We start from the raw sequence: 24,691 nt of genomic DNA, 5'->3' as shown, positions 1-24,691 counted from the left end.
CTCGCAAGGGCGTCGTCGCACATGCGACGGCGCCCTTGCCTCGTCGTGGCTGGCCCGACGGGCAGGATGGACACATGACCCCGGTTGCCCCGTCCCCCGCCCTCGTCGAGCTCGCCCACGCCCATGGCGTGGCCACCGAGTTCGTGGACTGGAAGGGAACCCACACGGTGATCGCCGACGGAGCGCTGCGCAGCGTCCTCGCAGCACTCGGCGTGCCCACGGACTCCGAGGAGTCCGTCACTGCCGCCCTGGCCGAGGTCGAGGACCGCCCCTGGCGGCGCACGCTGCCCGCAACCGTCGTATGCCGTGAGGGCTGGACCCCATGGGTCCGTGCGCACGTGCCCCACGGCGCAGCCGTGTCGCTGACGCTCGAGCTCGAGGACGGCAGCGTCCGCGAGGTGCCGCAGGTGGAGCGTTGGGTCCACCCCCGCACCATCGACGGTCGCGAGGTCGGGGAGGCCACCTTCGAGCTGCCGGGCGATGTCCCGACCGGGTGGCACCGCCTCGTCGCCCACCTCGACGGGCCGGCAGTGGCCGACGGCACCGGCGTCGCCACCCTCGTCGTCACCCCGGAGCGGCTCGAGCTGCCCGAGGTCCTGCGCCACGGAGGCGTCACCGGCCTGATGACGCAGATCTACCAGGTGCGCTCGGCCGGCTCGTGGGGCCTGGGTGACCTCGGCGACCTCGGTGAGCTCGCCTCGTGGGCCGCGAGCGACCTCGGGGCCGACTTCGTCCTCATCAACCCGCTGCACGCCGCCGAGCCCGTGGCACCGATGGAGCCCTCGCCCTACCTGCCGACGACGCGTCGTTTCGTCAACCCGGTCTACCTGCGCATCGAGGACATCCCCGAGCTGGTGCGGCTCGACGAGGCTGCCCGCGAGCGGGTCGCCGAGCTCGCCGCCGGCGTCCAGGCCCTCAACACCGCCGACACGATCGACCGTGACGCCGCATGGGCCGCCAAGCGCGAGGCGCTGGGGCTTGTGCACGCCGTCGGCCTGGAGGGTCGTCGCGCGCGTGACTTCGACCGGTTCTGCGAGCGCGAGGGGGAGGGGCTGGCCACCTTCGCCACATGGTGCGCGCTCGCCGAGCGGCACGGGTTGCCCTGGTCGCAGTGGCCCTCCGAGTACCACGACCCCGAGAGCCCGGCCGTCGCCGAGTTCACGGCGGCCCACACGGCGCTCGTCGGGTTCCACATGTGGCTGCAGTGGCTGCTCGACCGTCAGCTCGGCGAGGTCCAGCGCGAGGCCAAGGACGCCGGCATGTCGCTGGGGGTCGTCCACGACCTCGCCGTGGGGGTCCACCCCCGGGGCGCCGACTCGTGGGGCCTCGCCCACGCTCTCGCTCGCGGGGTGACGGTGGGTGCACCGCCGGACCAGTTCAACCAGCTGGGACAGAACTGGTCGCAGCCGCCGTGGCACCCCGAGCGCCTGGCCGAGCTGGGCTACGCGCCGTTTCGTGACATGGTCCGCACGGTCCTGCGCGACTCGGGGGGCATCCGTGTCGACCACATCATCGGTCTCTTCCGCCTCTGGTGGATCCCGGAGGGCCTCACGCCGGCCGACGGCACCTACGTCACCTATGACCACGAGGCCCTCATCGGAATCCTGTGCCTCGAGGCGCAGCGCGCCGGTGCCGTGGTCATCGGCGAGGACCTGGGAGTCGTCCCGGCCAACGCGCGTGAATACCTCAGCGAGCGCGGCGTCCTCGGCACCAGCATCATGTGGTTCGAGACGACCGACGAGGGGCCGATCCCTCCCGAGGACTACCGCGAGCTGTGCCTGTCGTCGGTGACGACCCACGACCTCCCTCCCACAGCGGGTTTCCTCACCCTCGAGCACGTCGACATCCGCGAGCGACTCGGCCTCCTCACGCGTCCGGTGGAGGAGGAACGCGCCCAGGAGGAGCAGTCCATCGCCACGATGCGTGAGGCACTCGTCGCGCGCGGCTGGCTCGAGGAGGGCGCCGGGCTGCCCTCGGTCATCGAGGCGATGCACCGCTGGCTGGGCCACACGCCCAGCGCGATGCTGGCGGTCTCGCTCGCCGACGTCGTGGGAGACCGCAGGGCGATCAACCAGCCGGGCACCGACGACGAGTACCCCAACTGGCGGATCCCGCTCGCCGGGCCGGACGAGCGCCCGGTGTCGCTCGAGGAGGTTCTGGAGTCCGAGCTCGCACCCGTCCTCTTCGAGGCAACCCGAGGCGACTGACCGGCACGGCGGGGCCGGTGCGCCCCGGAAGGTCAGGCGCGAGCGAAGGCCTCGGCCACGGCATACCCGGTGGTGCGGACCGTCGCACGACGCGACTCCATCGCGTCGAGCCACTGGCGTGGTCCGTCGGCGGGCTCCTCACCCTGTGGCTCGAACGTCGTCATCCAGCCGGCGAAGATCTCCGGGGTCGTCTCGGGGTGGAACTGCACGCCCCATGCCCGGGGTGCGAAGCGGGCAGCCTGCACGGACCCGTCCGGTGCCGTCGCGAGCAGGGTGGCGCCGTCGGGGAGACGACTCACGACGTCGCCGTTGTAGTGCACGACGTCTCTCCCCGAGAGTCCCTCGAGGAGGGGGTCGCTCTCGCCGGCAGCGTTGAGCGACAAGGGAACCAGGCCGCTGGTCCGACCCATCGGGTTGAGGATGACCTCGCCTCCGAGGGCCACCCCCATCAGCTGGTGGCCCAGGCAGACACCCAGCGTCGGTATGCCGTCCGCGACCGACGCGCGCAGCAGCGCCTTGGTCGGTGCGAGCCACGCGTAGCGGTCGTCCTCGTAGGCGTTCATGGCACCGCCCAGGACCACCAGGGCGTCGTGCGACAGGGTCTTGGGCACCGGATCACCGAGGTCGGGGCGCACCGTGTCGACGGTGATTCCCAGCTCGGCCCAGCGTTCGGCGAGCCAGCCGCCGGGAGCCTCGGGCTCGTGCTGGACGACGAGGAAGCGCGTCATCAGATCTGGGTGCCCACCAGCGAGCCGATGCCATAGGTCACGGCCATGGCAAGGACGCCGCCGAAGATGACGCGTCGCACGGCCGGGCCCACCGGTGCCGACCCCAGCCGGGCGCTGAGCCAGCCTGTGCCGAACAGCGAGAGGACGACCGCGAGGACCGTGACGGGCACACGGATGCTGACCGTGGCCAGAACGATGGCGACGAGTGGGATGAGGGCGCCGACCGTGAAGGCGACGAGGGATGCCCACGCGGCGTGCCACGGGCTCGTGAGCGCGTTCGGGTCGATTCCCAGCTCGACCTCGGCGTGCGCCCCCAGCGCGTCATGGGCCGTGAGCTGGACCGCCACCTCGCGGGCCAGCTCCGGCGACAGGCCCCTGTCGGCGTACATCTCGGTGAGCTCGTCGAGCTCGGCCTCGGGTTCCTCCAGCAGCTCGCGACGCTCCTTGGCCAGCAGCGACTGCTCGGTGTCGCGTTGGGTGCTCACCGAGACGTACTCGCCGACCGCCATGCTCATCGCACCGGCCGCCAGACCGGCAAGGCCGGCGGTGAGGATCGTGGACCGTTCGGTCGTGGCGGCGGCCACGCCGATGACCAGACCGGCCGTGGACACGATGCCGTCGTTGGCGCCGAGGACCGCCGCACGCAGCCAGTTGAGGCGACTTCCGATGGACCCGTCATGTGGCTCGTCGTGCTCGTCGACGAGCTGGGGGTTCTCAGTCACTGGCAGGAGCTCCGTGACGACGGGCGATCTCGGTGATGCGGTGAGCCTGCTCGATGTCGAGCTGGGTGAGCCCGCCGGCGTCATGGGTCGTGAGGAGCCAGCGGGTCGTGCGCCACCGGATGTCGATGTCGGGGTGGTGGTTCATCTCCTCGGCGACCTCGGCGACCTCATCCACGATGCGGATCGCGGCGGGAAAGTCGGGGGCCTCGATCGTCGCGACGATGGCGTCGCCCTCACGGGTCCACCCCGGCAGGTCGCCGAGCTGGCGCTCGATCTCCTCATGGGTCAGCTGACGGCTCATGCCCCGCAGCCTACCCAGAGCCCCCACACCGCTGGGGAGGTGAGTCAGAGCGCCTCGGAGATGGACGCCGGGCCCATGAAGTCCGTGTCGTCGGGTCCCTCAACCCGCTCGACGACCTCGCCGCTGACGGGGTGAGCGGTGATCTCGCCGGACGCGATCTGCTCGGTCCAGTGGCAGGCGACGCGCTGACCCGCATCGACGCCGGGGACGTCCGGGACCCGCAGCTCCGGGCGTTCGGTGTCGCACCGGGTCTCCTGCCGCCACGGGCAGCGGGTGTGGAAGCGGCAGCCCGTCGGCGGGTTCGAGGGCGAGGGAAGGTCACCGGTGAGCAGGATCTGCTCGCGGCGGTCCTCGATGAGCGGGTCGGGGACCGGGACGGCGGACATGAGGGCTCGTGTGTAGGGGTGCAGGGGAGTGGCATAGAGGTCGTCCGCCGCGGCCTCCTCGACGAGTGCGCCGAGATACATGACACCGATGCGGTCGCTGATGTGGCGGACCACCGCGAGGTCGTGGGCGATGACGAGGTAGGTGAGCCCGAACTCCTCCTGCACGTCCTCGAGCAGGTTGATGACCTGGGCCTGGACCGAGACGTCGAGGGCGGACACGGGCTCGTCGGCGACGATCAGCTTGGGGTTGACCGAGAGTGCCCGCGCGATCCCGATGCGCTGGCGCTGACCCCCCGAGAACTCGTGGGGGTACTTGGACAGCGCCGTCACCGGCAGGCCCACCGCCTTGAGCAGCTCGCGCAGCCTGGCGTTGGCCGCGGCGGAGTCCTTGGCCAGCCCGTGGGCCTTCATGCCCTCGAGGAGGAGGGACTCGACCGACTGCCGGGGGTCGAGGCTGCCCATGGGGTCCTGGAAGACCATCTGGATGTCCTGGCGCTTGCGGCGCAGGTCCTCGCCCTTGAGCGAGGCGATGTCGACACCGTCGAAGGTCACCGAGCCGGCGGTGGGGGGCTCGAGGTTGAGGATCGCCCGGCCGAGCGTTGACTTGCCGCACCCGGACTCGCCGACGAGGCCGTAGGTCTCGCCGTGCCGGATCTGCAGGTCGACACCGTCCACGGCATAGACGTGCCCGATCGTCTTGTCGAAGATCACCCCGCGCTTGATCGGGAAGTGCACCTTGATGCCGCGCACATCGACGAGGACGTCTTCGCCGTCGTATGCCGTCCGCTCGCCGTGCGTGGGCTGCGTGCGTCCAGTGGTCGTCTCGGTCATCGGTGGCCCTCCACGGGGTTGTGGCAGCGCAGCGCTCGTCCGTGCTGCTCCTCGAGCTCGGGCATGACCTGCGTGCACACCTCGATGGGCTGCGAGCAGCGGGGGGCGAACGCGCAGGCATGGGTCCACGGCAGGTTGTCGGACACCGATCCCGGGATCGGCTGCAGGCGCTGCCCGCGAGGGGCATCGAGCCGGGGGATCGAGGCCAGCAGGCCGTGGGTGTAGGGGTGGCGGGGCTGGGCGAACAGCTCGTGTCGCTCCCCCCGTTCGACGATGCGCCCGCCGTAGAGCACGTTGACCTCGTCGCAGAGGCCCGCGATGACACCGAGGTCGTGGGTGATCATCACCAGGGCAGTCCCTGTGTCCTGCACGAGCTCCTTGAGCAGCGCGAGGATCTGGGCCTGGATGGTCACGTCGAGCGCGGTGGTCGGCTCGTCGGCGATGAGCAGGCGCGGCTTGCAGGCCAGCGCGATGGCGATGAGGGCACGTTGGCGCATGCCTCCGGAGAGCTGGTGCGGGTAGTCCTTGAGCCGGCGGTCCGGGTCGGGGATGCCGACCCGGTCGAGGAGGTCGCGGGCCACCGGCGTCGCGGCTTTGCGGGACAGGCCGCGGTGGCGCTCGAGCACCTCGGTCACCTGGATCCCGATGGGCACGACCGGGTTGAGGGAGGACAGCGGGTCCTGGAAGACCATCGCGATGTCCTTGCCCCGCTTGTCCCTCATCTCCTGGTCCGAGAGCGTGAGCAGGTTGGTGCCCTCGTAGTCGACGGTGCCGGACACGTGGTTTCCGTGCTTGGGCAGCAGGCCCATGATCGCGAGCGAGGTCACCGACTTGCCGCAGCCGGACTCGCCGACGAGGCCCACGGTCTGGCCGGGACGCACGTCGAAGCTCACTCCCTGCACGGCCTCGAAGGGCTCCTGGCCCTGGCGCTGGAACGTCACCCGCAGGTCACGCACCGAGAGCAGTGGCTCGCCGGCGCCCGGGTGCACGCTGGGGTGGGTGGACGGGGATGCACTCATGCTGGTCATCTCGAAGGTCACCTCCGGCTCTTGGGGTCGAGGGCCTCGCGCAGCGACTCGCCCATCAAAGTGAAGCCCAGCGCGACGACGATGATGCACAGGGCGGGCCAGATGGCCAGGGCGGGATGGTCGTAGATGTACTGCTGGGCCTTGCCCAGCATCTGTCCCCACTCCGGCTGGCGGTCGTCGGGGTTGCCCAGCCCGAGGAACGACAGCGCCGCGGCGTCAATGATCGCGCTGGCCACCACGAGGGTGGCCTGGACGATGACCGGACTGAGGGAGTTGGGCAGCATGTGCCGGAAGACGATCGCCGAGGGCTTGACCCCGAGAGCCCGTGCCGCGAGCACGTGGTCGCTGCCCCGTTGCGCGAGCATCGAGCCCCGCAGCAGGCGGGCGAAGATCGGCACCTGCACCGTGGCGATGGCGACGATGACCGTCCACTGGCTCGGCCGGGCTGCGATGGCAGCCACCGAGAACGCGAGCAGCAGTGAGGGGATGGAGAGCATGACGTCCACGACGCGCATGACCACGGAGTCCACCCAGCCACCGATCGCACCGGCGAGGGTGCCCAGCGTCAGACCACCGATGAAGCCGAACAGCGTGGCCATGACCCCGACGATGAGCGTCTGGCGGCTCCCGACGATGAGCCGCGAGAAGATGTCCCGCCCGGAGCTGTCGGCACCGAAGGGGTAGCCCGGACGCGCTCCCGGGATGGGGTTGGTCTGCGGGCGCACCTCTTTGAGGAGCAGGCCGGCGGTCGGGTCGTGGGGGGCGATGAGCGGGGAGAAGATCGCCAGGAGCACGAAGGCCAGGGTGATGAAGGCTCCGAGCAGGAACACCGGGTCGCGGCGCAGCCGGCTCCACGCGCTGGCGATGAGCGAGACGCCGGTGGACTCGGCGATGTGGCCGGCGTCCCCGACGGTGAGGTCGGCGACGGCCACGCTGCCGGCACCGCCCCCGGTCCCGGCGGTGGCGGCAAGGTCGTCGATGCGCTGCTTCTTGCGGTTGGGGTTCAGTGGGTTGTCCACGTCGTCACCTCGTCCGGACTCGGGGGTCGATCACGGCATAAGCGATGTCGACCAGGAGGTTGACCACCACGAAGGTGATCGCGGCCATGAGGATGCACACCTGCAGGACCCCGTAGTCACGCTGCTCGAAGGCCTGGGCGACGGTGTCCCCGATGCCTCCGAAGTTGAAGACCCGTTCGGTGAGGATCGCCCCGACCAGCAGCCCGCCCGTCTGCAGGCCGATGGTCGTGACCACGGGCAGCAGCGCGTTGTGCAGCACGTGCCGCCCGCGGATCACCCGGCTCGTCAGACCCTTGGACTCGGCCGTGCGCACGTAGTCCTCGTCCAGGACCTCGAGGACCGAGGCCCGGGTGATGCGGAAGATCACGGCGAAAGGGATCGTCGCCAGCGCCAGGCTGGGCAGGATGAGGTGCTTGATGGCGTCCCACGCGGCGTCGTACTCCCGTGTCAGGAGGCCGTCCAGCACGAAGAACCCCGTGGTGTGCGTGGCGCCGAGGCCGGCACTCTGGCGACCCGAGACCGGTAGCCAGTGCAGCTTGATGGCGAAGTAGTACTTGAGCAGGAACGCCAGGAAGAAGACCGGGACGGCGACGCCCACCAAGGAGGCGACGATCGAGCCGTTGTCGAACAGGGAGTTGTGGCGGCGCGCTGCCATGTAGCCCAGCGGGATCCCCAGCCCGACGGCCAGGATGATCGCCACGATGCTGAGCTCGATCGTCGCGGGGAAGCGCTGCATGAACAGGTCGAAGGCGTCGGTGCCGGGCAGGACCTTGGTGCTGGCGCCGAAGTCGCCGTGCAGGGCACGCTTGGCGAACTGCCAGTACTGCACATAGATGGGCTGGTCCAGCCCGAGGGCCTTCTCGAGGGCGGCCCGCCGCTCCGGCGTGGCCTTCTCGCCGAGGATGGCCGACACGGTGCCCCCGGGAAGGGAACGCAGCCAGAGGAAGACGAGCAGTGAGAGCACGACGACCACGCCCACCATCTGGATCATGCGTCGAATGATGAATCTCAGCACGTGGCCAACTCTCCTCGGGTAGCGACGGACATCTTCGGCCGACGACTGTTTCTACACGACTGTGGTGCTCAACACGAGTGTGGCCGCCCCAGCAAGTTCGGCTGGGACGGCCACACCATCGTGCAGTGTCCTATGTGGCGACCTCAGGTCACTTGGTGACCGTCACCGTGGAGAACTCCTCGGCCGTGAGCGGGCTGGCCACGAGGCCCTTGACCTTCTTGCTCACCACGAGGGCCGGCGGGGAGTGGCTGATGGCCAGTCCGGGCAGGTACTCCTCCATGATCTGCTGGTTGAGCTTCTGGTAGGCGGCGGACCGCTCGTTCTCGTCGACGATCGCATCGGCAGCCTGGAGGTCCTTCGACAGCTGCGCGCCATAGGACGTCGCACTGGTGTGGAAGTCGTTCGCCTTGAGGTTGGCGAAGAACGTGCCGATGAAGTTGTCGGGCGAGTCGTAGTCACCGGTCCACCCGAGCAGCCAGGCGTCGAAACCGCCGTTGTCGACGGTGTCGAGGTAGCCACCGTTCCACGGCTTGGTCACGACGTTGACCTTGATGCCGACAGCCTCGAGGTCACCACGCAGGGCCTCGTAGATCTTCTGGGGGTCCGGCATGTAGGGACGCGACACCGCCGAGGGGTAGGCGAACGTGAGGGTCATGCCCTCGGCGCCGGCCTCCTTGAGGAGCGACTTTGCCTTGTCGGGGTCGTAGGCGTAGGGCTTGAGGTCCTTGTTGTAGCCGGACACGGTGTCGGGCATGAACTGCGTCGCGACCGTGGCACCCTCGGGCAGCTGGGTCTTGACCATCTGGTCACGGTTGAGCGCGTAGTAGAGGGCCTGACGGACCTTGAGGTCCTTCAGCTTGGGGTTCTTCTCCGGGTTCAGGCCCAGGTAGAGGATGTTGAAGGCCGGTCGGACGAGGACGTCGTTGCCCGCCTCCTTGAGCCCCTTCCAGTCGGCCGGGTTCGGCAGGTCGTAGCCGTCGATGCTTCCGGCCTCGAGCTCCTGGCGACGGGTGCTCTCGTCGGGGATGATCTTGAACACGATCTTGGCCGTCTTGGCCTTCTCGCCCCAGTAGTCGTCGTTGCGCACGAGGGTGACCGTCTTGTTGGCCTCGTCGTACTTGTCGAGCTTGTAGGGGCCGGTGCCGACCGGGTTCTTGGAGTAGGCGGGGTAGCCGAAGCCCTCACCCTGCTTGGTGACGTTGTTGGCGTCGCCCTCCTTGAGCGCCTTGGGGGACTGCATCGAGAAGGAGTCGAGCGAGAGCGCCGTGGGGAACTTCGAGGTCGAACGGCTGATCTTGATGACGGCCGTCGTGGGATCGGGAGCGGTGCAGCTCTGGTAGAGGGCATTGGCGGCATCGGACTTGAACGCGCCCATGACGTCGGCCCAGTATCCCGCCGGTCCACCGGCAGCAACCTCGTTCTGGTCGAACATGCGCTCCATGTTGTAGCAGACCGCCTCGCCGTTGAACGGCTCGCCGTCCCAGAACTTGACGTCGTCGCGGAGCTTGAACGTCCAGGTCTTGCCATCGGCCGAGGGCTCCCACGACTTGGCGAGCTCGGGCTCGATCTCTGCGGTGCCCGCCTTGATGCCGACGAGGCCCTCCATCATCTGGCGGGTGACGCGGAACGTCTCACCATCGGTGGCGTAGAAGGGGTCGAAGAGCTCGGGTGCGCCCGCGGCGCCGAACGTGATGGTGTCCTTGACGTCGCCACCGCTCTTCGCGGTGTCGCCACCGGTGTCACGGTCGGACTGGGCACAAGCGGTGAGAGTGAGGGCGAGCGCCGCCACTGCGGCGGGTGCCGCCTTCCGCGCAAACTTCATGAATACCTCGCTTGGTGTGCGAAACCCCAGGGGCCACGTTGACGCCCTGCAGGGATGGAACGGGCCCGCGCAGCATCCTCCGGGTCGTGCTTCACTGCGCGAGTGGGTTGACCCTAGCGACATTCGTGCTCGCTGGACCGGACCCCGAGCATTGTTTATCGGAGTGAGACCCGGAAGGGGGAGGAGTTGCGGTGAGCGCCCCGGAGCCACCCGCAGTCGTCGAGGTCGTCGCGGCGGCCATCGTCGACGACCTCGCGGCGCCGACGAGGCTGCTGGCGGCCCGTCGCACCGCCCCGCCATCGCTCGCCGGCGGCTGGGAGCTGCCCGGCGGCAAGGTGGACCCGGGTGAGAGCGCGATTCAGGCGCTGCGGCGCGAGCTCGCCGAGGAGCTGGGTGTGCAGGTCGCCCTGGGCGACCTCGTGCCCGGCCCGCTGGAGGCGGGGCGATGGCCGTTGGGCACGGCATACGCCATGTCGGTGCACGTCGCAGAGGTGACCGACGGCGTCCCCGAGCCACTCGAGGACCACGACCTGCTCCGGTGGCTGGGCACGGACGACCTGTATGCCGTGGAGTGGCTCCCGGCCGACCTCCCGATCGTGCGTGCGATCGGGGAGGTGCTGGCGCGGTCCGCCCGTTTTCGTCAATGAGAAAAATCCTGAGACACTTCGGGTTATGCCGATTACTACTCGCGACGACATCCGAAACGTCGCCATCGTGGCGCACGTCGACCACGGAAAGACCACTCTGGTCGACAAGATGCTCTGGGAGTCCGGTGCCTTCGAGGCCCGGGCGACCGTCGAGTCCACGGGCGAACGCGTCATGGACTCCGGTGACCTCGAGCGCGAGAAGGGGATCACGATCCTCGCCAAGAACACCGCGGTGCACTACGCCGGCAAGGCGGCCGTCGCGGCCGGCCTGGCCGACGGCCTGACGATCAACATCATCGACACCCCCGGTCACGCCGACTTCGGTGGCGAGGTCGAGCGCGGCCTGTCCATGGTCGACGGCGTCGTGCTGCTCGTCGACGCCTCCGAGGGCCCGCTGCCGCAGACGCGCTTCGTCCTGCGCAAGGCGCTCGCGGCCAACATGCCCGTCATCCTGTGCATCAACAAGGTCGACCGTCCCGACTCCCGCATCCAGGAGGTCGTCGACGAGGTCTACGAGCTGTTCATGGACCTCGAGGCGACCGAGGCGCAGATCGAGTTCCCCATCGTCTACGCGTCGGCCAAGAACGGCCGCGCGTCCCTCGAGCGCCCCGACAACGGTGGCCTGCCCGACGGTGACGACCTCACGGCGCTGTTCGCCACCATCATCGACACGATCCCGGCACCCACCTACGACCCCGAGACGCCGCTGCAGGCGCACGTCACCAACCTCGACGCGTCCAACTTCCTCGGACGTCTCGCGCTCCTGCGCGTGTTCAACGGTGAGATCAAGAAGGGGCAGCAGGTCGCGTGGTGCAAGCACGACGGCACCATCGAGCGGGTCAAGATCACCGAGCTCCTCATGACCGAGGCGCTCGAGCGCAAGCCGCTCGAGGAGGGCAAGTCGGCCCGCCCCGGTGACATCATCGCGATCGCGGGCATCCCCGACATCATGATCGGTGACACCATCGCCGACGCCGAGAACCCCATCGCGCTGCCGATCATCACCGTCGACGAGCCCGCCATCTCCATGACCATCGGGACCAACACCAGCCCCATGGTCGGCAAGGTGCGTGGCTCCAAGGTCACCGCCCGCATGGTCAAGGACCGCCTCGACAAGGAGCTCGTCGGCAACGTCTCGCTGCGCGTGCTGCCCACCGAGCGCCCGGATGCCTGGGAGGTCCAAGGGCGTGGCGAGCTCGCGCTCGCGATCCTCGTCGAGCAGATGAAGCGCGAGGGCTTCGAGCTCACCGTCGGCAAGCCGCAGGTGGTCACGCAGCAGATCGACGGCAAGCTCCACGAGCCGGTCGAGCGCCTCACCATCGACACCCCGGACGAGTACCTCGGCGCCATCACCCAGCTCCTCGCCGCGCGCAAGGGCCGCATGGAGCAGATGACCAACCACGGCACCGGCTGGGTCCGGATGGAGTTCCTCGTGCCCTCGCGTGGCCTCATCGGCTTCCGCACCCAGTTCCTCACGGACACTCGCGGCGCCGGCATCGCGCACCACGTCTTCGAGTCCTACGAGCCATGGTTCGGCACCATCACGACCCGCACGTCGGGCTCGCTCGTCGCCGACCGCAGCGGCCCGGTGACCGCCTACTCGATGGTCAACCTCCAGGAGCGCGGCACGCTGTTCGTCGAGCCCGCGACCGAGGTCTACGAAGGCATGATCGTCGGCGAGAACTCGCGCGCCGACGACATGGACGTCAACATCACCAAGGAGAAGAAGCTCACCAACGTGCGCGCCTCCTCGGCCGACAACTTCGAGAAGGTCGTCCCCCCGCGTCGCCTCACCCTCGAGCAGGCGCTGGAGTTCTGCCGCGAGGACGAGTGCGTCGAGGTCACGCCCGAGGCCGTCCGCATCCGCAAGGTCGAGCTCGACCAGACCGTCCGCGGCCGCACCGCGTCCCGCGCGCGCAACAAGGCCTGAGGCGTCACCAGGACCTCTCCCCGGACCTCCTCCCAGGAAGCGCATCCTTGAGCACCCCCCGCAGCACCCGTCACCGACCCCGTCACCCTCGCAGCCGCCTCTGGGCACTGGCTGCGGCCGTGGTGGCCGTGGTCATGGTGGGGGCTGCGGGGTGCAGCGTGCTCGGTGGGGAGGGCGGCGAGCCGTCGTCCACGCCCGCAGTGGCGGCCTCCCACGACCGCACCGACGAGCGTGGGGGCACGCTCAAGGCCCTGTCGCTGGGGCCCGTGCTCAGCTGGGACCCCCAGCGGATCGCCGCGCGCGACGATGCGGCGTTCGCCGGACGGACGTTCCTGCGCACCCTCACGGCCTACCAACCCAGCACCGACGTGCGCAACCAGTCGCGACTGGTCGGTGACCTCGCCACCGACACGGGGACGCCCAACAAGGAGCTCACCTCGTGGTCGTTCACCCTGCGTGAAGGGATCGCCTGGGAGGACGGCAGCAAGGTGACCTGCGAGGACGTCAAGTACGGCATCTCGCGCACGTTCGCGACGACGGAGATCACGGGTGGGGCCACGGACGCCCTCGCCGTGCTGGCCGTGCCCAAGAAGCCGGACGGCACCTCGGTCTACGGCGGCCCCTACGCGAAGGTCGCGGCCAAGGACCCCGGGGTCGCGGCGTTCGACAAGGCGGTGAGCTGCTCGGGCCCCACGATCACCTTCCTCCTGGCCGCTCCCGTCAGCGACTTCAACGAGATGGTCACCCAGGCGGCCTTCGCCCCGGTGAAGCAGTCCGCGGACCAGGGTGCCGATGGCATCTTCGCGGTCTTCTCCAACGGCCCCTACAAGCTCGCAGCACCGTGGCGTGCGTCGACCGGTGGGTCGTGGGTGCGCAACCCGCACTGGAAGGCCACCACCGACGAGGTGCGCGGGGCCTTCCCCGACCGCATCGACTACCAGGAGGGGATCGAGACCCAGACGGTGGCGCAGCAGATCATGGCAGATGGTGACAACGCCCGGGAGGCCGTCGCGCTGGGCTCGGCCCCACCCGCGATCCAGCAGCACATCCTCACGGTGGACGCGCTCAGGGAGCGCTCCGTGCAGGCGGGCACGGGTCTGGTCGACTACCTCGTCCCCAACCTCAAGAGCCCGATGTTCGCCAAGGTCGAGGCGCGTCAGGCCCTGGCCGTGGCAACCAACCGCGAGGCGTACGTCACCGCTCTCGGCGGTGGCTCGACGGCCCTGCCGACCCCCTCCGTCATCCCGGCGGCCCTTCCGGCCGCGCACGACGACAACCCCCTCGAGCCGGGTCGTCGCGGCGATGCCGGTCGGGCCAAGGTGCTCCTCGGCAAGGCGGGGCTGACCATCCCGGTGCCCATCAAGGTCGCCTACCGCTCGAGCCCCGTGGCCGACAAGGCGATGGCCTCGCTGGTCGCGGGGTGGACCGAGGCAGGGTTCGCTCCCGAGCTCGTCCCCTTCAAGGACGACTACTTCACCTCGATCACCCAGCCGTCGGCGGGCACGGCCTACGACGTGTTCTGGTCCAACTGGGCTCCCGCCTGGGCCTCGGCGAGCACCATCCTGCCGGCCCTGTTCGACAGCTCGATCAACCTCACCCCCGCCGGTCCCGGCCGTGACTACGGCTACTTCGCCGACCCCGAGGTCAACCAGGAGATCGTCCGGATCAACGGCATCGCCGACCGGGCCGAGCGCGAGAAGGCCTGGACGTCGCTGGACGTGCGGCTGCAGACCACCGGCGCCTACATCGGCCTGGCCGAGCGGCGCGCGCTCTACATCGCCGGCAGCGACGTGCGCAACCTCTCGGCCAACGAGGTCATCGGTGGCGTGGTCGAGTTCGCGGACATCGCGGTCCGCCGATGACGCGCCTGCTGTTCGTCCACGCGCACCCCGACGACGAGACCCTGGCGACCGGTGTCGCCATCCTCCACCACGTCCGGCGCGGGGACGACGTGCACGTGCTCACCTGCACCCTGGGCGAGGAGGGTGAGGTGATCCCGGCCGAGCTGGCGCACCTCGAGGGCGCGCCGGGGGACCCGCTCGCCGCACACCGACGCGATGAGCTCGCCGGTGCCGTGTCGGTCCTGGGGGTGACCCACCACTTCCTCGGCGAGCGCACCCGCGGTGACGGGCCGGCATACCGGGACTCGGGCATGGTCGGGTCGCAGGCCTTCGCCCACCCGCGGGCCTTCGCCGGGTCGGACTTCTTCGAGGTGGCCGAGGTGATGCGCACCGCGATCGTCGAGATCGCGCCGGACGTCGTCGTCACCTACGACGCGCAGGGGGGCTACGGCCACCCCGACCACATCCGGGTCCACGACGCCGTGCGCGCTGCCGTGGCTGCCATGCCCTCGGCGCCATCGCTCTTCGTCAACCTCACCCCGCGTTCGTGGGTCCTCGAGGACCGCGCCTGGCTTCTCGAGCACCTGCCACCGGACCTGCCGTATGCCGTGCCGTCGCCGAGCGACCCGATGCCGCCTTCCGTGGTCGACGACGACCTCGTGACCCACGTCATCGATGACCCCGCGCTCGTGCCCGCTCAGCAGGAGGCGCTGCGCCACCATGCCACGCAGGTCGTCGTCGGTGACGGCTGGTTCGCACTCTCCAACGACATCGCGGCGCGCCTGGCCGGGCGTGAGGGCTATGCGCTCCTGGACCCCGCCAGCGGTGAGCTCGTCCCGGTCGAGGGCACCGTGCGCGGTCTCGCGGGTGAGCCCCGGTGACGGCTCTGGACGACGGCACCGTGGACGCCGACGCCTACCGCCACGTGATGGGCCGCCTGGCCAAGGGTGTGGCCGTCGTCACCACCACGGCGTTCGGGCACGACCATGCACTCACGGCCGACTCGGTGACCAGCGTCTCGCTCGATCCCGTGCTCCTGCTCATCTGTGTCGACACCGACGCCCGCTTCCACGACGCGGTGCTGGAGTCGCGCGTGTTCGGGGTCAGCGTGCTCGCCGCTAGCCAGCGGGGGCTGGCCGCGTGGTTCGCGACGCCCGGCCGTCCGGTGCCCGGGCAGATGGACCGTGCTCCCCACACGCGCGCCGTCACGGGCGTCCCGCTGCTGACCGGTGCGCTGGCGACCGTCGAGTGCTCCGTGCGCGACGTGCACCCCGCCGGTGACCACAGCATCATCGTCGCGGCCGTGGACCGGTTCTCGCTGGGGGGCGACCCCGGTGCGGCCCTCGTACACTTCCGCGGACAGTACTCGACCCTTCCCTGACCCCACGACGTTCCATCCGACTTCACGCAAGGACCACCATGACCGACAGGCTCGACCAGCCCCAGGGCTCCTCCCGATCCCGACGAGGTGCCGTGGCGGCACTTCTGGGAGCGCTCGTCGTGCTCATCGCCGGTTATGTCGGGGCGGCCGCGTACGCCAGTGGCCGCACGCCGAGCGACACCAAGGTCGGTGGCGTGCAGGTCGGCGGGATGGGACCCTCGCAGGCGCGCAAGGCCCTTGCGGCGGGTGTCGAGGAGCGCAGCTCGGCGCCGGTCACCCTCACCGCCGGTGAGAAGTCGGCGAAGATCAACCCCGAGCAGGCCGGGCTCAGCGTCGACCTCGACGCCTCGGTCCGCGACCTCACCGGGTTCACCCTCAACCCCGTCAAGGTCCTGGGCCACCTCACCGGCGGTGGGGAGCACAGCCTCAAGACCCACGTCGACGAGTCCCGGCTCACCGCGGCCGTGACCAAGGCGGCCGCGACGCTGGCCGTCCCGGCCAAGGAGGGGGCGATCTCGGTCAAGGGCGGCAAGGTGGCGCTGACCGAGCCGGTCAGGGGCCAGAAGGTCCAGGTCGACCGGACGGTCGAGACGATCTCGTCGTCCTGGCCGCGCAGCGCACCCATCGTCGCTCCGGTGACCGAGTCGACGCCCAAGGTGTCCCTGGACGAGCTGAAGCGGGTCAAGACCGAGTTCGCCGACAAGGCGATGTCGGGTCCGGTGGCCGTCAAGGCGGGGGACAAGACGTTCGAGATCAGCGCCGCCGCGCTCGCGCCCGCGATCAGCTTCCCCGCGGATGCCAGCGGCAAGATCACGCCTGCCTTCGACGACAAGCGCATCATCGAGGCCGTCACCCGGGCCGCGGAGAAGGCCGACGCGACGTCCGAGGCCAGGGACGCGACCGTCACCTACCGCAGCGGGCAGGCCACGGTCGTCCCTTCCAGGACGGGGGTCGCGCTCGAGACCGGCAAGATCGTGGCGCCGGTCACCGCCGCCCTGACCTCCGCGGAGCGGGCCGCCATCATCCCGGTCACCGTCTCGCAGCCCACGTTCACGACCGAGAAGGCCAAGGCGACCCTGCCCAAGGGGCTGATCTCGACCTTCACGACGTACTTCAACCCCAACGGCGGCGGACGGGTCCACAACATCGAGCTCGCCGCGCGCACGCTCAACGGCACCTACGTCCCGCCGGGCGGCACCTTCAGCCTCAACGGGATCCTGGGCAAGCGCACGCCCGAGAAGGGCTACCAGAAGGGCGGCGTGATCCAGGACGGCCGGCTCAACGAGAACTACGGCGGCGGGATCTCGCAGGTCTCGACGACCGTGTTCAACGCGGCCTTCTTCGCCGGCATGCGATTCCTCGAGTACATGCCCCACGGCTTCTACATCTCCCGCTACCCGGAGGGTCGTGAGGCGACCATCTCCTTCCCCTACCCGGACAACAAGTGGGTCAACACCACCGACGGTGGCGTCCAGATCCGTGCCACGTCCTCCAACGGGCAGGTCACGGTCGCCTTCTACGGGACCAAGAAGTGGGACATCACCGCCAAGAAGGGGCCGCGACGCAACATCGTGCCCTTCAAGAAGATCACGGACGACTCGCCCGACTGCGTCACGCAGACGCCGACGCCGGGCTTCGACGTCACCGTCACACGCACGTTCCTGCAGGGCGGAAAGGCACTCCGCACGGAGGACTTCAACACCCACTACATCCCCGAGGACGACGTCAACTGCACGCACCCCGACTCCAAGTAGTGCCGGTGCCGGCGTGGGGTCAGCCGGCGCCCGGACGGGTGACGTAGACGTAGCTGGAGTGCCTCGCGAACCCCAGTCGTTCGTAGAGCCGGATGGCCGTGTCGTTGTCGGCCTCGACCTGCAGGTGCATGAGCTGCAGCCCCTCCCTGAGCGCGGCCGCCGCAAGGGATGCCGTGAGGTGGGCTGCCAGTCCGCGCCCACGCAGGTCGGGATCCGTCCACACCGCGCCCAGGCCCGCCCAGCCATGGGCGATGCCGAGCCGGCCGATCGCCACCGGACCAGGTGCGCGCGAGCCAGGCGTGCTCAGCCCGAGCTTCTGCGCGAGGCCCCCACCGAGCGCGATGCTGGCGAAGAGCTGCCGCGGGCTGCCCCGCAGGACACCGGGGGCTGCCTCGGGCACCGAGGCACGGCTCTGGCGGTAGGCCTCCAGCCATCGGGGGTCGAGCTCTGGGTCCAGGTGGACGTCGGGCCCGCCCGGGTCGGTCGCTGCGACCTGGGCGGTCGCGGCCGTGAGGGTGAGCGTGCGGTCGGCCACGGTCCACCCCCGTGACAGCAGCTCGGCGCCCAGGGCGTCCGAGACGGGGTCGAACCCGACCGGCCCGGCAAGAACCGCTTTGGCAGGCAGTCCGCGCACGGCATACCAGGCCTCGACCCGGTCCACGGCGCTCGAGAGGGGAAGTCCGGGGTCGCCCACGGGAAGCACGGAGTTGCCCCGCTGGGTGAAGCCCCGCGACGCGCGCAGCTCCCACTCGCCGAGGGCCTCGCGCTCGAGCGCCCCCCAGCTCGGGCCCATGACCCGCTGGAGGTCCGGGACCGAGAGGGCAAGGTGCGCGGCCCCCCTTCGGCTCGGCCTCGGCGGGATCTCCTTGGCCGCGACGATCCGGGCGCGGGGGATGACGACGTCTCCCTGCCGGGTCGCGACGGTGAGGTCACCCTGCGTGCGGGCGACCAGCTTCCCGACCGAGTCGGTCATCGACGGACCCTGCGCGTCCACCTCGTGGGAGCGCTCGAGCCGCCAGCGGACGACGACACGGGCACCGATCCGGACGGCGTCGAATGAGGCGGGCACGCCCGGCATACTATGGCTGTATGACGTACGTGATCGCGCAGCCCTGTGTGGACCTCAAGGACAAGGCCTGCATTGACGAGTGTCCGGTCGACTGCATCTACGAAGGTGAGCGATCGCTCTACATCCACCCCGACGAGTGCGTCGACTGCGGTGCCTGTGAGCCGGTCTGTCCCGTCGAGGCGATCTACTACGAGGACGACACCCCCGAGCAGTGGGCCGACTACTACAAGGCCAACGTCGAGTTCTTCGATGACCTCGGCAGCCCCGGCGGAGCGGCCAAGATGGGTCTGATCCCCAAGGACCACCCGCTCATCGCGGACCTTCCGCCGCAGAGCCACGACAACGACTGAGCGTGACGCTCTTGCTGCACCTGCCCGACTTTCCCTGGGACTCGCTCGCTCCGCTCAAGGAGCGGGCGAGTTCTGTTGCCACGGCCGATGGTCTGGGCCTGGTCGACCTCTCGGTCGGGACGCCGGTCGACCCCACGCCCCAGGTGGTGCAGGACGCGTTGCGCTCGGCTTCGGATGCCCCCGGCTACCCGCAGACCTGGGGGACGCCCGCCCTGCGCGAGGCGGTGGCCACGTGGTTCGCGACCCGCCGGGGCGTCCCCGACCTCGACCCTGACGGGGTGCTGCCCACGGTCGGCAGCAAGGAGCTCGTCGCCTGGTTGCCGACGCTGCTCGGTCTTGGGCCGGGCGACATCGTGGGCTTCCCGGCCGCCGCCTACCCCACCTACGACGTGGGGGCGCGACTGGCTGGAGCCACGCCACAGGTGGTCAACGGGCTCGCCGCACTCGGACCACTCCTGCCCTCGACGACCCCAAAGCTGTTGTGGCTCAACAGCCCCGGCAACCCCACTGGCCAGGTCCTCGGCGTCGAGCACCTGGCCAAGGTCGTGGCCTGGGCCCGTCAGCACGGTGTCGTCGTCGCCAGCGACGAGTGCTACGCCGAGCTCGACTGGCGCACCGACCGGGGCGGCTCGACCGCACCGACGACTCCGTCGATCCTGGACCCGAGGGTGACGGGTGGCTCGCACGAGGGTCTGCTCTGCGTCTACTCCCTCTCGAAGCAGTCCAACCTCGCCGGCTACCGCGCCGCGTTCGTCGCAGGTGACCCCACGCTCGTCAAGCAGCTCCTCGAGGTGCGCAAGCACGCGGGGATGATCGTCCCGTGGCCGATCCAGGTCGCCCTCACCGCGGCACTGGGCGACGCGTCGCACGTCGAGGCACAGAAGGCCGTCTACGGCGGGCGCCGTGAGGACCTGCTCGCAGGGGTTCGCGCCTTCGGTCTGGAGGTCGACCACAGCGACGCGGGCCTCTACCTGTGGGCCACGGCCGGGGAGGACGCGTGGGTGACGCTGGAGCGCCTGGCCGCACGCGGCATACTCGCCGCCCCCGGCACCTTCTACGGCTCAGCCGGGCGACAGCACGTGCGCATCGCCCTCACCGCCCCGGACGAGCGGATCGCCGCCGCCGCCGAGCGCCTGCGAGGGCACTGAGCGGACACTGTTTTCCCCCGCGCGCGGCGTCTGAGGTAGCGTCACAGGTGCGTGAGGGACGCCCACTGCGACCTCGCCCGAGACGTGAGGAATGAAGAGACGATGAGTACAGACGCAGCCACTGGCGCGACCTTCAAGGTCCGCGACAGGGAACTCGAGTTCCCCCTCGTGAAGGCCACCGAGGGCAACAACGGTTATGACATCTCCACGCTCCTCAAGGAGACGGGCGACACCACCCTCGACATCGGTTTCGTCAACACGGCGTCGTGCAACAGCGCCATCACCTACATCGACGGCGACGCCGGCATCCTGCGCTACCGCGGCTACCCGATCGACCAGCTGGCCGAGAAGTCCAGCTTCCTCGAGGTCTCCTACCTGCTGGTCTACGGCGAGCTGCCCACCGAGACCGAGCTCTCGGAGTTCACCGAGCGGGTGCGCCAGCACACGATGCTGCACGAGGACCTCAAGGCGTTCTTCAACGGGTTCCCGCGTGACGCCCACCCCATGCCGGTCCTGTCCTCGGCGGTCTCCGCGCTCGGCACCTTCTACCAGGACAGCCTCGACCCGTTCGACAAGGAGCACGTCGAGATCTCGACGATCCGCCTCCTGGCCAAGCTGCCGACGATCGCGGCCTACGCCTACAAGAAGAGCATCGGCCAGCCGTTCCTCTACCCGGACAACGAGCTCTCGCTCACCGAGAACTTCCTGCGCATGACGTTCGGCGTCCCGGCCACCGACTACGACATCGACCCGGACATGGTCAAGGCGCTCGACCAGCTCCTCATCCTGCACGCCGACCACGAGCAGAACTGCTCGACGTCGACGGTCCGCCTCGTCGGTTCGGCACACGCCAACCTCTTCAACTCGGTCTCGGCCGGCATCCACGCCCTGTCCGGGCCGCTGCACGGTGGGGCCAACTCGGCCGTGCTCGAGATGCTCGACGGCATCCTGCAGTCCGGCGGTGACGTCGACACCTTCGTCAAGAAGGTCAAGAACAAGGAGGACGGCGTCAAGCTCATGGGCTTCGGCCACCGGGTCTACAAGAACTACGACCCGCGCGCCGCCATCGTCAAGCAGACGACGGACACCATCCTGGGCAAGACCGGCGTGCGTGACCCGCTGCTCGACATCGCCCTCAAGCTCGAGCAGGTCGCCCTCGAGGACGACTACTTCATCGAGCGCAAGCTCTACCCGAACGTCGACTTCTACACCGGTCTCATCTACAAGGCCATGGGCTTCCCGACCAAGATGTTCACCGTGCTCTTCGCCATGGGGCGCCTCCCGGGCTGGATCGCGCAGTGGCGCGAGATGATCGAGGACCCGGACACCAAGATCGGTCGCCCCCGCCAGATCTACACCGGTGAGCCCGAGCGCGACTACCGCGCCATCAGCGGCCGCTGACCCCAGCAGCGCCAGCCGGCCACCCGGCATACGCGACGGCCCCCGCCCTGCACGATGCAGGACGGGGGCCGTCGCCCGTGGGTGGGTGGGCCGCGCCCGGTCGGGCGGCTCAGCCGAGGTGCAGGATGACCTGCTGCCCGGGGGCGGGTGCGTCGGTGCGTGCCCAGGTCCAGGCGGACGACTCGCGACTGCGGACCCATCGCCGGTCGCCGATCGTCACCCCGGTGATGCCGGTGTCGACGGCCTTGGCGACCGACCAGGAGGCGATCGACCAGGCGATCTGGTCACTGGGCGCGTCGACGGTCAGGGTGCCGCGTGCGGCGGTGGGCCGCAGGGCGTACTCGGACGTGAGCAGCCGTCCGATGAGGGCCACGTCGGCCTCGCCCTCGGGCTCGTTGAGGCGGCACGCGACACCGCGTGGGGAGTGGCCCGCCAAGGAGGAGGCGAGGATGCGCCCCTCCTGCTCGTGGTCCGCGTACGCCTCCGGGTAGGCGCTGCGCTGGACCTTCTGCGCGACGACGGTGATCGTGTCGTTCTCCCAGCCCTTGATCTTCACGAGGGCGTCGTAGAACTTGTTGGTCGTGTACTCGGGCTCGAGGATCTGCTCGACGGTGCCCCAGCCCTGTGAGGGGCGCTGCTGGAAGAGGCCGACCGAGTCACGGTCCCCGTAGCGGATGTTGCGCAGCTTGGACTCCTGGATCGCGGTCGCCAGGGCGATCGTCGCGGCCCGTGCTGGCAGCCCACGGCGCAGCGCGATGGCGGTGATCGTGGCGGCGTTGCTCATCTGCTCGGGGTCGAACTGCACCGAGTTCCCACCGGCCGTCGCCTGGCAGCGCGCGCCGAGGACGGTGTCGAACAGGCTGCGCCCTCCGAACCAGGCCCCCAGTCCGAGGAGGGCGACGAGCGAGAGGACGAGGACGCGCGCGACCCACCGAGGACCGCGGCGCGGCTGCTCCTCGGCCAGGACGACCCGGCGACCGCGACTCGCGGGCATCAGTCGTTGGCGTGGAGTGCGGAGTTGAGCACGATGCCGTGGCCGTCGCGCGGGCGTGCCTCCACCGTTCCGGTCACGGAGTTGCGCAGGAAGAGCAGGTTGGACTGGCCGGACAGCTCGCTGGCCCGCGTGACGGTGGCGTCGGGCAGGGTCACCTTGGTGCCGGCAGTGACATAGAGGCCCGCCTCGATGACGCAGTCGTCACCCAGGGCGATGCCCAGGCCGGACTCGGCACCGAGTAGGCAGCGCTCGCCGATCGAGACGCGCTCGGTGCCACCTCCGGAGAGGGTGCCCATCGTCGAGGCCCCACCGCCGATGTCGGAGCCGTCGCCGACGACGACTCCCTGCGAGATGCGGCCCTCGACCATCGAGGTTCCCAGGGTGCCGGCGTTGAAGTTGACGAAGCCCTCGTGCATGACGGTCGTGCCGCTGGCCAGGTGGGCCCCCAGGCGGACCCGGTCGGCGTCGGCGATGCGGACACCCGAGGGCACCACGTAGTCGGTCATCCGCGGGAACTTGTCGACCCCGAAGACCTGCACCGGGCCACGGGCACTCATGGCGGCGCGGGTGAGCTCGAAGCCGTCGACCGCGCACGGACCCTGGCTCGTCCACACGACGTTGGTGAGCACACCGAACAGGCCGTCGAGGTTGATGGTGTTGGGGGCCGCCAGGCGGTGCGACAGGAGGTGCAGGCGCAGCCAACCGTCAGCCGCGTCTGCTGGGGCGGAGTCGAGGTCCACCTCGACCAGCTGCAGCTCGCGCGTCACGCCACGCACCTCGTCCGCGCCCGCCAGAGCGGTCAGTGCGGCCGGCTCCTGGGCGCCGGTGGCGTCACCCAGTGCCGGTGCGGGGAACCAGGCGTCGAGGACGGTGTCGCCGTGAAGGGTGAGGAGGCCAAAGCCGTGTGCGGTGCGCGCGGTCATGGCGACAAGCCTAGGTGGCCGACCGTGGACTTCGGTCATCCCCTCGCCGCGCTCGTCGATCCCCGTCGGTAGGGTTCGGCGCATGCCGCTCGACCTCACTGCCGATGTAGTCACGCTCACCGCTGCGCTCTGCGACATCGAGTCGGTGAGCCAGGACGAGGCCGCCGTCTGCGACGCGATCGAGGAGGCGTTGCGACCGCTCGAGCACCTCACCGTCACGCGCATCGGCAACACCGTCGTGGCCCGTACGGAGCTCGGGCACGGTGAGCGGGTCGTCCTCGCCGGTCACATCGACACCGTGCCACTCACCGACCCGCCAAACCTGCCCACCAGGCGCCTTCCCGGCGGTGACGGCGAGGGCGAGGTGCTGTGGGGCCGGGGCACGGTCGACATGAAGGGTGGGGTCGCGGTCCAGCTGCGCCTTGCCGCAACGGTTCCCGCCCCGAGCCGCGACGTGACCTACGTCTTCTACGAGGGTGAGGAGATCGAGAGCGAGTTCAACGGCCTGCTCCACATCCAGGAGCAGCAGCCCGGCCTCATCGAGGATGCCGACTTCGCCGTCCTGCTCGAGCCGACCGGAGCCATCGTCGAGGGTGGGTGCAAGGGGACGCTGCGCATCGACCTGACGACCAAGGGCGCGGCCGCCCACTCGGCGCGACCGTGGAACGGGCACAACGCCATCCACGACGCGGCCGACATCCTCAGCCGCCTCACGGCATACGAGCCGCGGACGGTCGTGGTCGACGGCCTCGAGTACCGCGAGGCCCTCAACGCCGTGAGCATCAGCGGCGGCATTGCCGGCAACGTCATCCCCGACCGCTGCCTGGTGTCGGTGAACTACCGCTACGCCCCCGACATGAGCGAGGAGCAGGCGGTCGCGCACATGCACGAGGTCTTCGACGGCCTGACCTTCGAGGTGACCGACAACGCCGGGGGAGCGCGCCCGGGCCTGGACCTGCCGGCGGCCAGGGCCTTCGTCGAGGCCCTCGGCGTCGACGTCATCGCCAAGCAGGGCTGGACCGACGTGGCCCGCTTCCAGGCGATGGGCCTTCCGGCCGTGAACTTCGGGCCGGGCGACCCCAACCTCGCGCACCACGACGAGGAGCGGTGCCCGGTCGACCAGCTCGTGTCCTGCGAGGCGGCGATGCTCAGGTGGCTCGCCTAGGTTGGTCCCGTGACTGACGCACCGAGCGA

22 protein-coding genes are annotated in these 24,691 nt (G+C 69.8%); 11 read left to right on the top strand and 11 right to left on the bottom strand.

What is annotated here, in order from left to right:
- Positions 1 to 74: 74 nt before the first annotated feature.
- On the top strand, positions 75 to 2,207 hold the full coding sequence (gene malQ / locus ASG74_RS06735; RefSeq protein ID WP_056140562.1) for a 4-alpha-glucanotransferase: 2,133 nt from the start codon (positions 75 to 77) through the stop codon (positions 2,205 to 2,207).
- Positions 2,208 to 2,239: 32 nt separating this feature from the next.
- On the opposite strand, the gene ASG74_RS06730 is transcribed toward malQ, so the two are convergent.
- From ASG74_RS06730 to ASG74_RS06695, 8 genes are all read right to left on the bottom strand, one after another.
- Positions 2,240 to 2,935, bottom strand: coding sequence for a type 1 glutamine amidotransferase (locus tag ASG74_RS06730; protein ID WP_056140559.1), 696 nt, complete (start codon positions 2,933 to 2,935; stop codon positions 2,240 to 2,242).
- Positions 2,935 to 3,657, bottom strand: coding sequence for a VIT1/CCC1 transporter family protein (locus ASG74_RS06725; RefSeq protein ID WP_056140556.1), 723 nt, complete (start codon positions 3,655 to 3,657; stop codon positions 2,935 to 2,937). Before ASG74_RS06725 ends, ASG74_RS06730 begins: the two co-directional genes overlap by 1 nt.
- A complete protein-coding gene (locus tag ASG74_RS06720; RefSeq protein ID WP_056140553.1) occupies positions 3,650 to 3,958 on the bottom strand; it encodes a 4a-hydroxytetrahydrobiopterin dehydratase in 309 nt (102 codons plus the stop codon). The genes ASG74_RS06725 and ASG74_RS06720 overlap by 8 nt, the downstream gene beginning before the upstream one ends.
- A gap of 44 nt (positions 3,959 to 4,002) precedes the next feature.
- Positions 4,003 to 5,175, bottom strand: coding sequence for an ABC transporter ATP-binding protein (locus tag ASG74_RS06715; RefSeq protein ID WP_056140550.1), 1,173 nt, complete (start codon positions 5,173 to 5,175; stop codon positions 4,003 to 4,005).
- On the bottom strand, positions 5,172 to 6,203 hold the full coding sequence (locus ASG74_RS06710; protein ID WP_082569688.1) for an ABC transporter ATP-binding protein: 1,032 nt from the start codon (positions 6,201 to 6,203) through the stop codon (positions 5,172 to 5,174). Before ASG74_RS06710 ends, ASG74_RS06715 begins: the two co-directional genes overlap by 4 nt.
- A gap of 8 nt (positions 6,204 to 6,211) precedes the next feature.
- Positions 6,212 to 7,222 carry an ABC transporter permease gene (locus ASG74_RS06705; RefSeq protein ID WP_056140548.1) on the bottom strand — a complete coding sequence of 337 codons (1,011 nt, stop codon included), beginning with the start codon at positions 7,220 to 7,222 and terminating at the stop codon, positions 6,212 to 6,214.
- Between the two features lie 4 nt (positions 7,223 to 7,226).
- Positions 7,227 to 8,237, bottom strand: a complete 1,011-nt coding sequence (locus tag ASG74_RS06700) for an ABC transporter permease (RefSeq protein ID WP_056140541.1) — start codon at positions 8,235 to 8,237, stop codon at positions 7,227 to 7,229.
- Positions 8,238 to 8,385: 148 nt separating this feature from the next.
- Complete coding sequence (locus ASG74_RS06695; protein WP_056140539.1) at positions 8,386 to 10,059, bottom strand: ABC transporter substrate-binding protein; 1,674 nt, start codon at positions 10,057 to 10,059, stop codon at positions 8,386 to 8,388.
- A gap of 191 nt (positions 10,060 to 10,250) precedes the next feature.
- On the opposite strand from ASG74_RS06695, the gene ASG74_RS06690 reads away from it, so the two are divergent.
- The 6 genes from ASG74_RS06690 to ASG74_RS06665 are packed head-to-tail and all read left to right on the top strand — an operon-like array spanning position 10,251 to position 17,612.
- Positions 10,251 to 10,706, top strand: coding sequence for a (deoxy)nucleoside triphosphate pyrophosphohydrolase (locus ASG74_RS06690; protein ID WP_056140536.1), 456 nt, complete (start codon positions 10,251 to 10,253; stop codon positions 10,704 to 10,706).
- A gap of 25 nt (positions 10,707 to 10,731) precedes the next feature.
- Complete coding sequence (typA, locus tag ASG74_RS06685) at positions 10,732 to 12,636, top strand: translational GTPase TypA (RefSeq protein WP_056140533.1); 1,905 nt, start codon at positions 10,732 to 10,734, stop codon at positions 12,634 to 12,636.
- A gap of 47 nt (positions 12,637 to 12,683) precedes the next feature.
- A complete protein-coding gene (locus ASG74_RS06680) occupies positions 12,684 to 14,498 on the top strand; it encodes an ABC transporter substrate-binding protein (RefSeq protein WP_235498848.1) in 1,815 nt (604 codons plus the stop codon).
- Positions 14,495 to 15,358: an N-acetyl-1-D-myo-inositol-2-amino-2-deoxy-alpha-D-glucopyranoside deacetylase gene (mshB, locus tag ASG74_RS06675; RefSeq protein WP_056140531.1), complete on the top strand. Its 864-nt coding sequence runs from the start codon at positions 14,495 to 14,497 to the stop codon at positions 15,356 to 15,358. The genes ASG74_RS06680 and mshB overlap by 4 nt, the downstream gene beginning before the upstream one ends.
- Complete coding sequence (locus ASG74_RS06670) at positions 15,355 to 15,858, top strand: flavin reductase family protein (protein ID WP_235498846.1); 504 nt, start codon at positions 15,355 to 15,357, stop codon at positions 15,856 to 15,858. Before mshB ends, ASG74_RS06670 begins: the two co-directional genes overlap by 4 nt.
- Before the next feature lie 38 nt (positions 15,859 to 15,896).
- Positions 15,897 to 17,612 (top strand): VanW family protein, encoded by a 1,716-nt coding sequence (locus tag ASG74_RS06665; protein WP_056140528.1) that lies wholly within the window; start codon positions 15,897 to 15,899, stop codon positions 17,610 to 17,612.
- A 19-nt stretch (positions 17,613 to 17,631) separates the two neighbouring features.
- Here the strand turns inward: ASG74_RS06665 and ASG74_RS06660 are convergent, their stop codons facing one another.
- Positions 17,632 to 18,681, bottom strand: coding sequence for a GNAT family N-acetyltransferase (locus tag ASG74_RS06660; protein WP_162252787.1), 1,050 nt, complete (start codon positions 18,679 to 18,681; stop codon positions 17,632 to 17,634).
- Between the two features lie 20 nt (positions 18,682 to 18,701).
- Between ASG74_RS06660 and fdxA the strand changes: the two genes are divergently transcribed.
- From fdxA to ASG74_RS06645, 3 genes are all read left to right on the top strand, one after another.
- Positions 18,702 to 19,031 carry a ferredoxin gene (gene fdxA / locus ASG74_RS06655; protein ID WP_056140522.1) on the top strand — a complete coding sequence of 110 codons (330 nt, stop codon included), beginning with the start codon at positions 18,702 to 18,704 and terminating at the stop codon, positions 19,029 to 19,031.
- Positions 19,032 to 19,033: 2 nt separating this feature from the next.
- Positions 19,034 to 20,179, top strand: a complete 1,146-nt coding sequence (gene dapC, locus ASG74_RS06650; RefSeq protein ID WP_056140518.1) for a succinyldiaminopimelate transaminase — start codon at positions 19,034 to 19,036, stop codon at positions 20,177 to 20,179.
- Between the two features lie 102 nt (positions 20,180 to 20,281).
- Complete coding sequence (locus ASG74_RS06645) at positions 20,282 to 21,580, top strand: citrate synthase (protein ID WP_056140516.1); 1,299 nt, start codon at positions 20,282 to 20,284, stop codon at positions 21,578 to 21,580.
- Positions 21,581 to 21,689: 109 nt separating this feature from the next.
- Here the strand turns inward: ASG74_RS06645 and ASG74_RS06640 are convergent, their stop codons facing one another.
- Positions 21,690 to 22,574 (bottom strand): hypothetical protein, encoded by an 885-nt coding sequence (locus ASG74_RS06640; protein ID WP_056140512.1) that lies wholly within the window; start codon positions 22,572 to 22,574, stop codon positions 21,690 to 21,692.
- Positions 22,574 to 23,497: a 2,3,4,5-tetrahydropyridine-2,6-dicarboxylate N-succinyltransferase gene (dapD, locus tag ASG74_RS06635; RefSeq protein WP_056140509.1), complete on the bottom strand. Its 924-nt coding sequence runs from the start codon at positions 23,495 to 23,497 to the stop codon at positions 22,574 to 22,576. Before dapD ends, ASG74_RS06640 begins: the two co-directional genes overlap by 1 nt.
- 82 nt (positions 23,498 to 23,579) lie before the next feature.
- Between dapD and dapE the strand changes: the two genes are divergently transcribed.
- Positions 23,580 to 24,662, top strand: coding sequence for a succinyl-diaminopimelate desuccinylase (gene dapE, locus ASG74_RS06630; RefSeq protein WP_056140505.1), 1,083 nt, complete (start codon positions 23,580 to 23,582; stop codon positions 24,660 to 24,662).
- The last annotated feature ends 29 nt before the right edge of the window (positions 24,663 to 24,691 follow it).

Origin of the sequence: Knoellia sp. Soil729, assembly GCF_001427985.1 — a bacterium.
Taxonomy (GTDB): Bacteria; Actinomycetota; Actinomycetes; order Actinomycetales; family Dermatophilaceae; genus Knoellia.
This window is presented reverse-complemented; position numbering and strand designations above follow the sequence as displayed.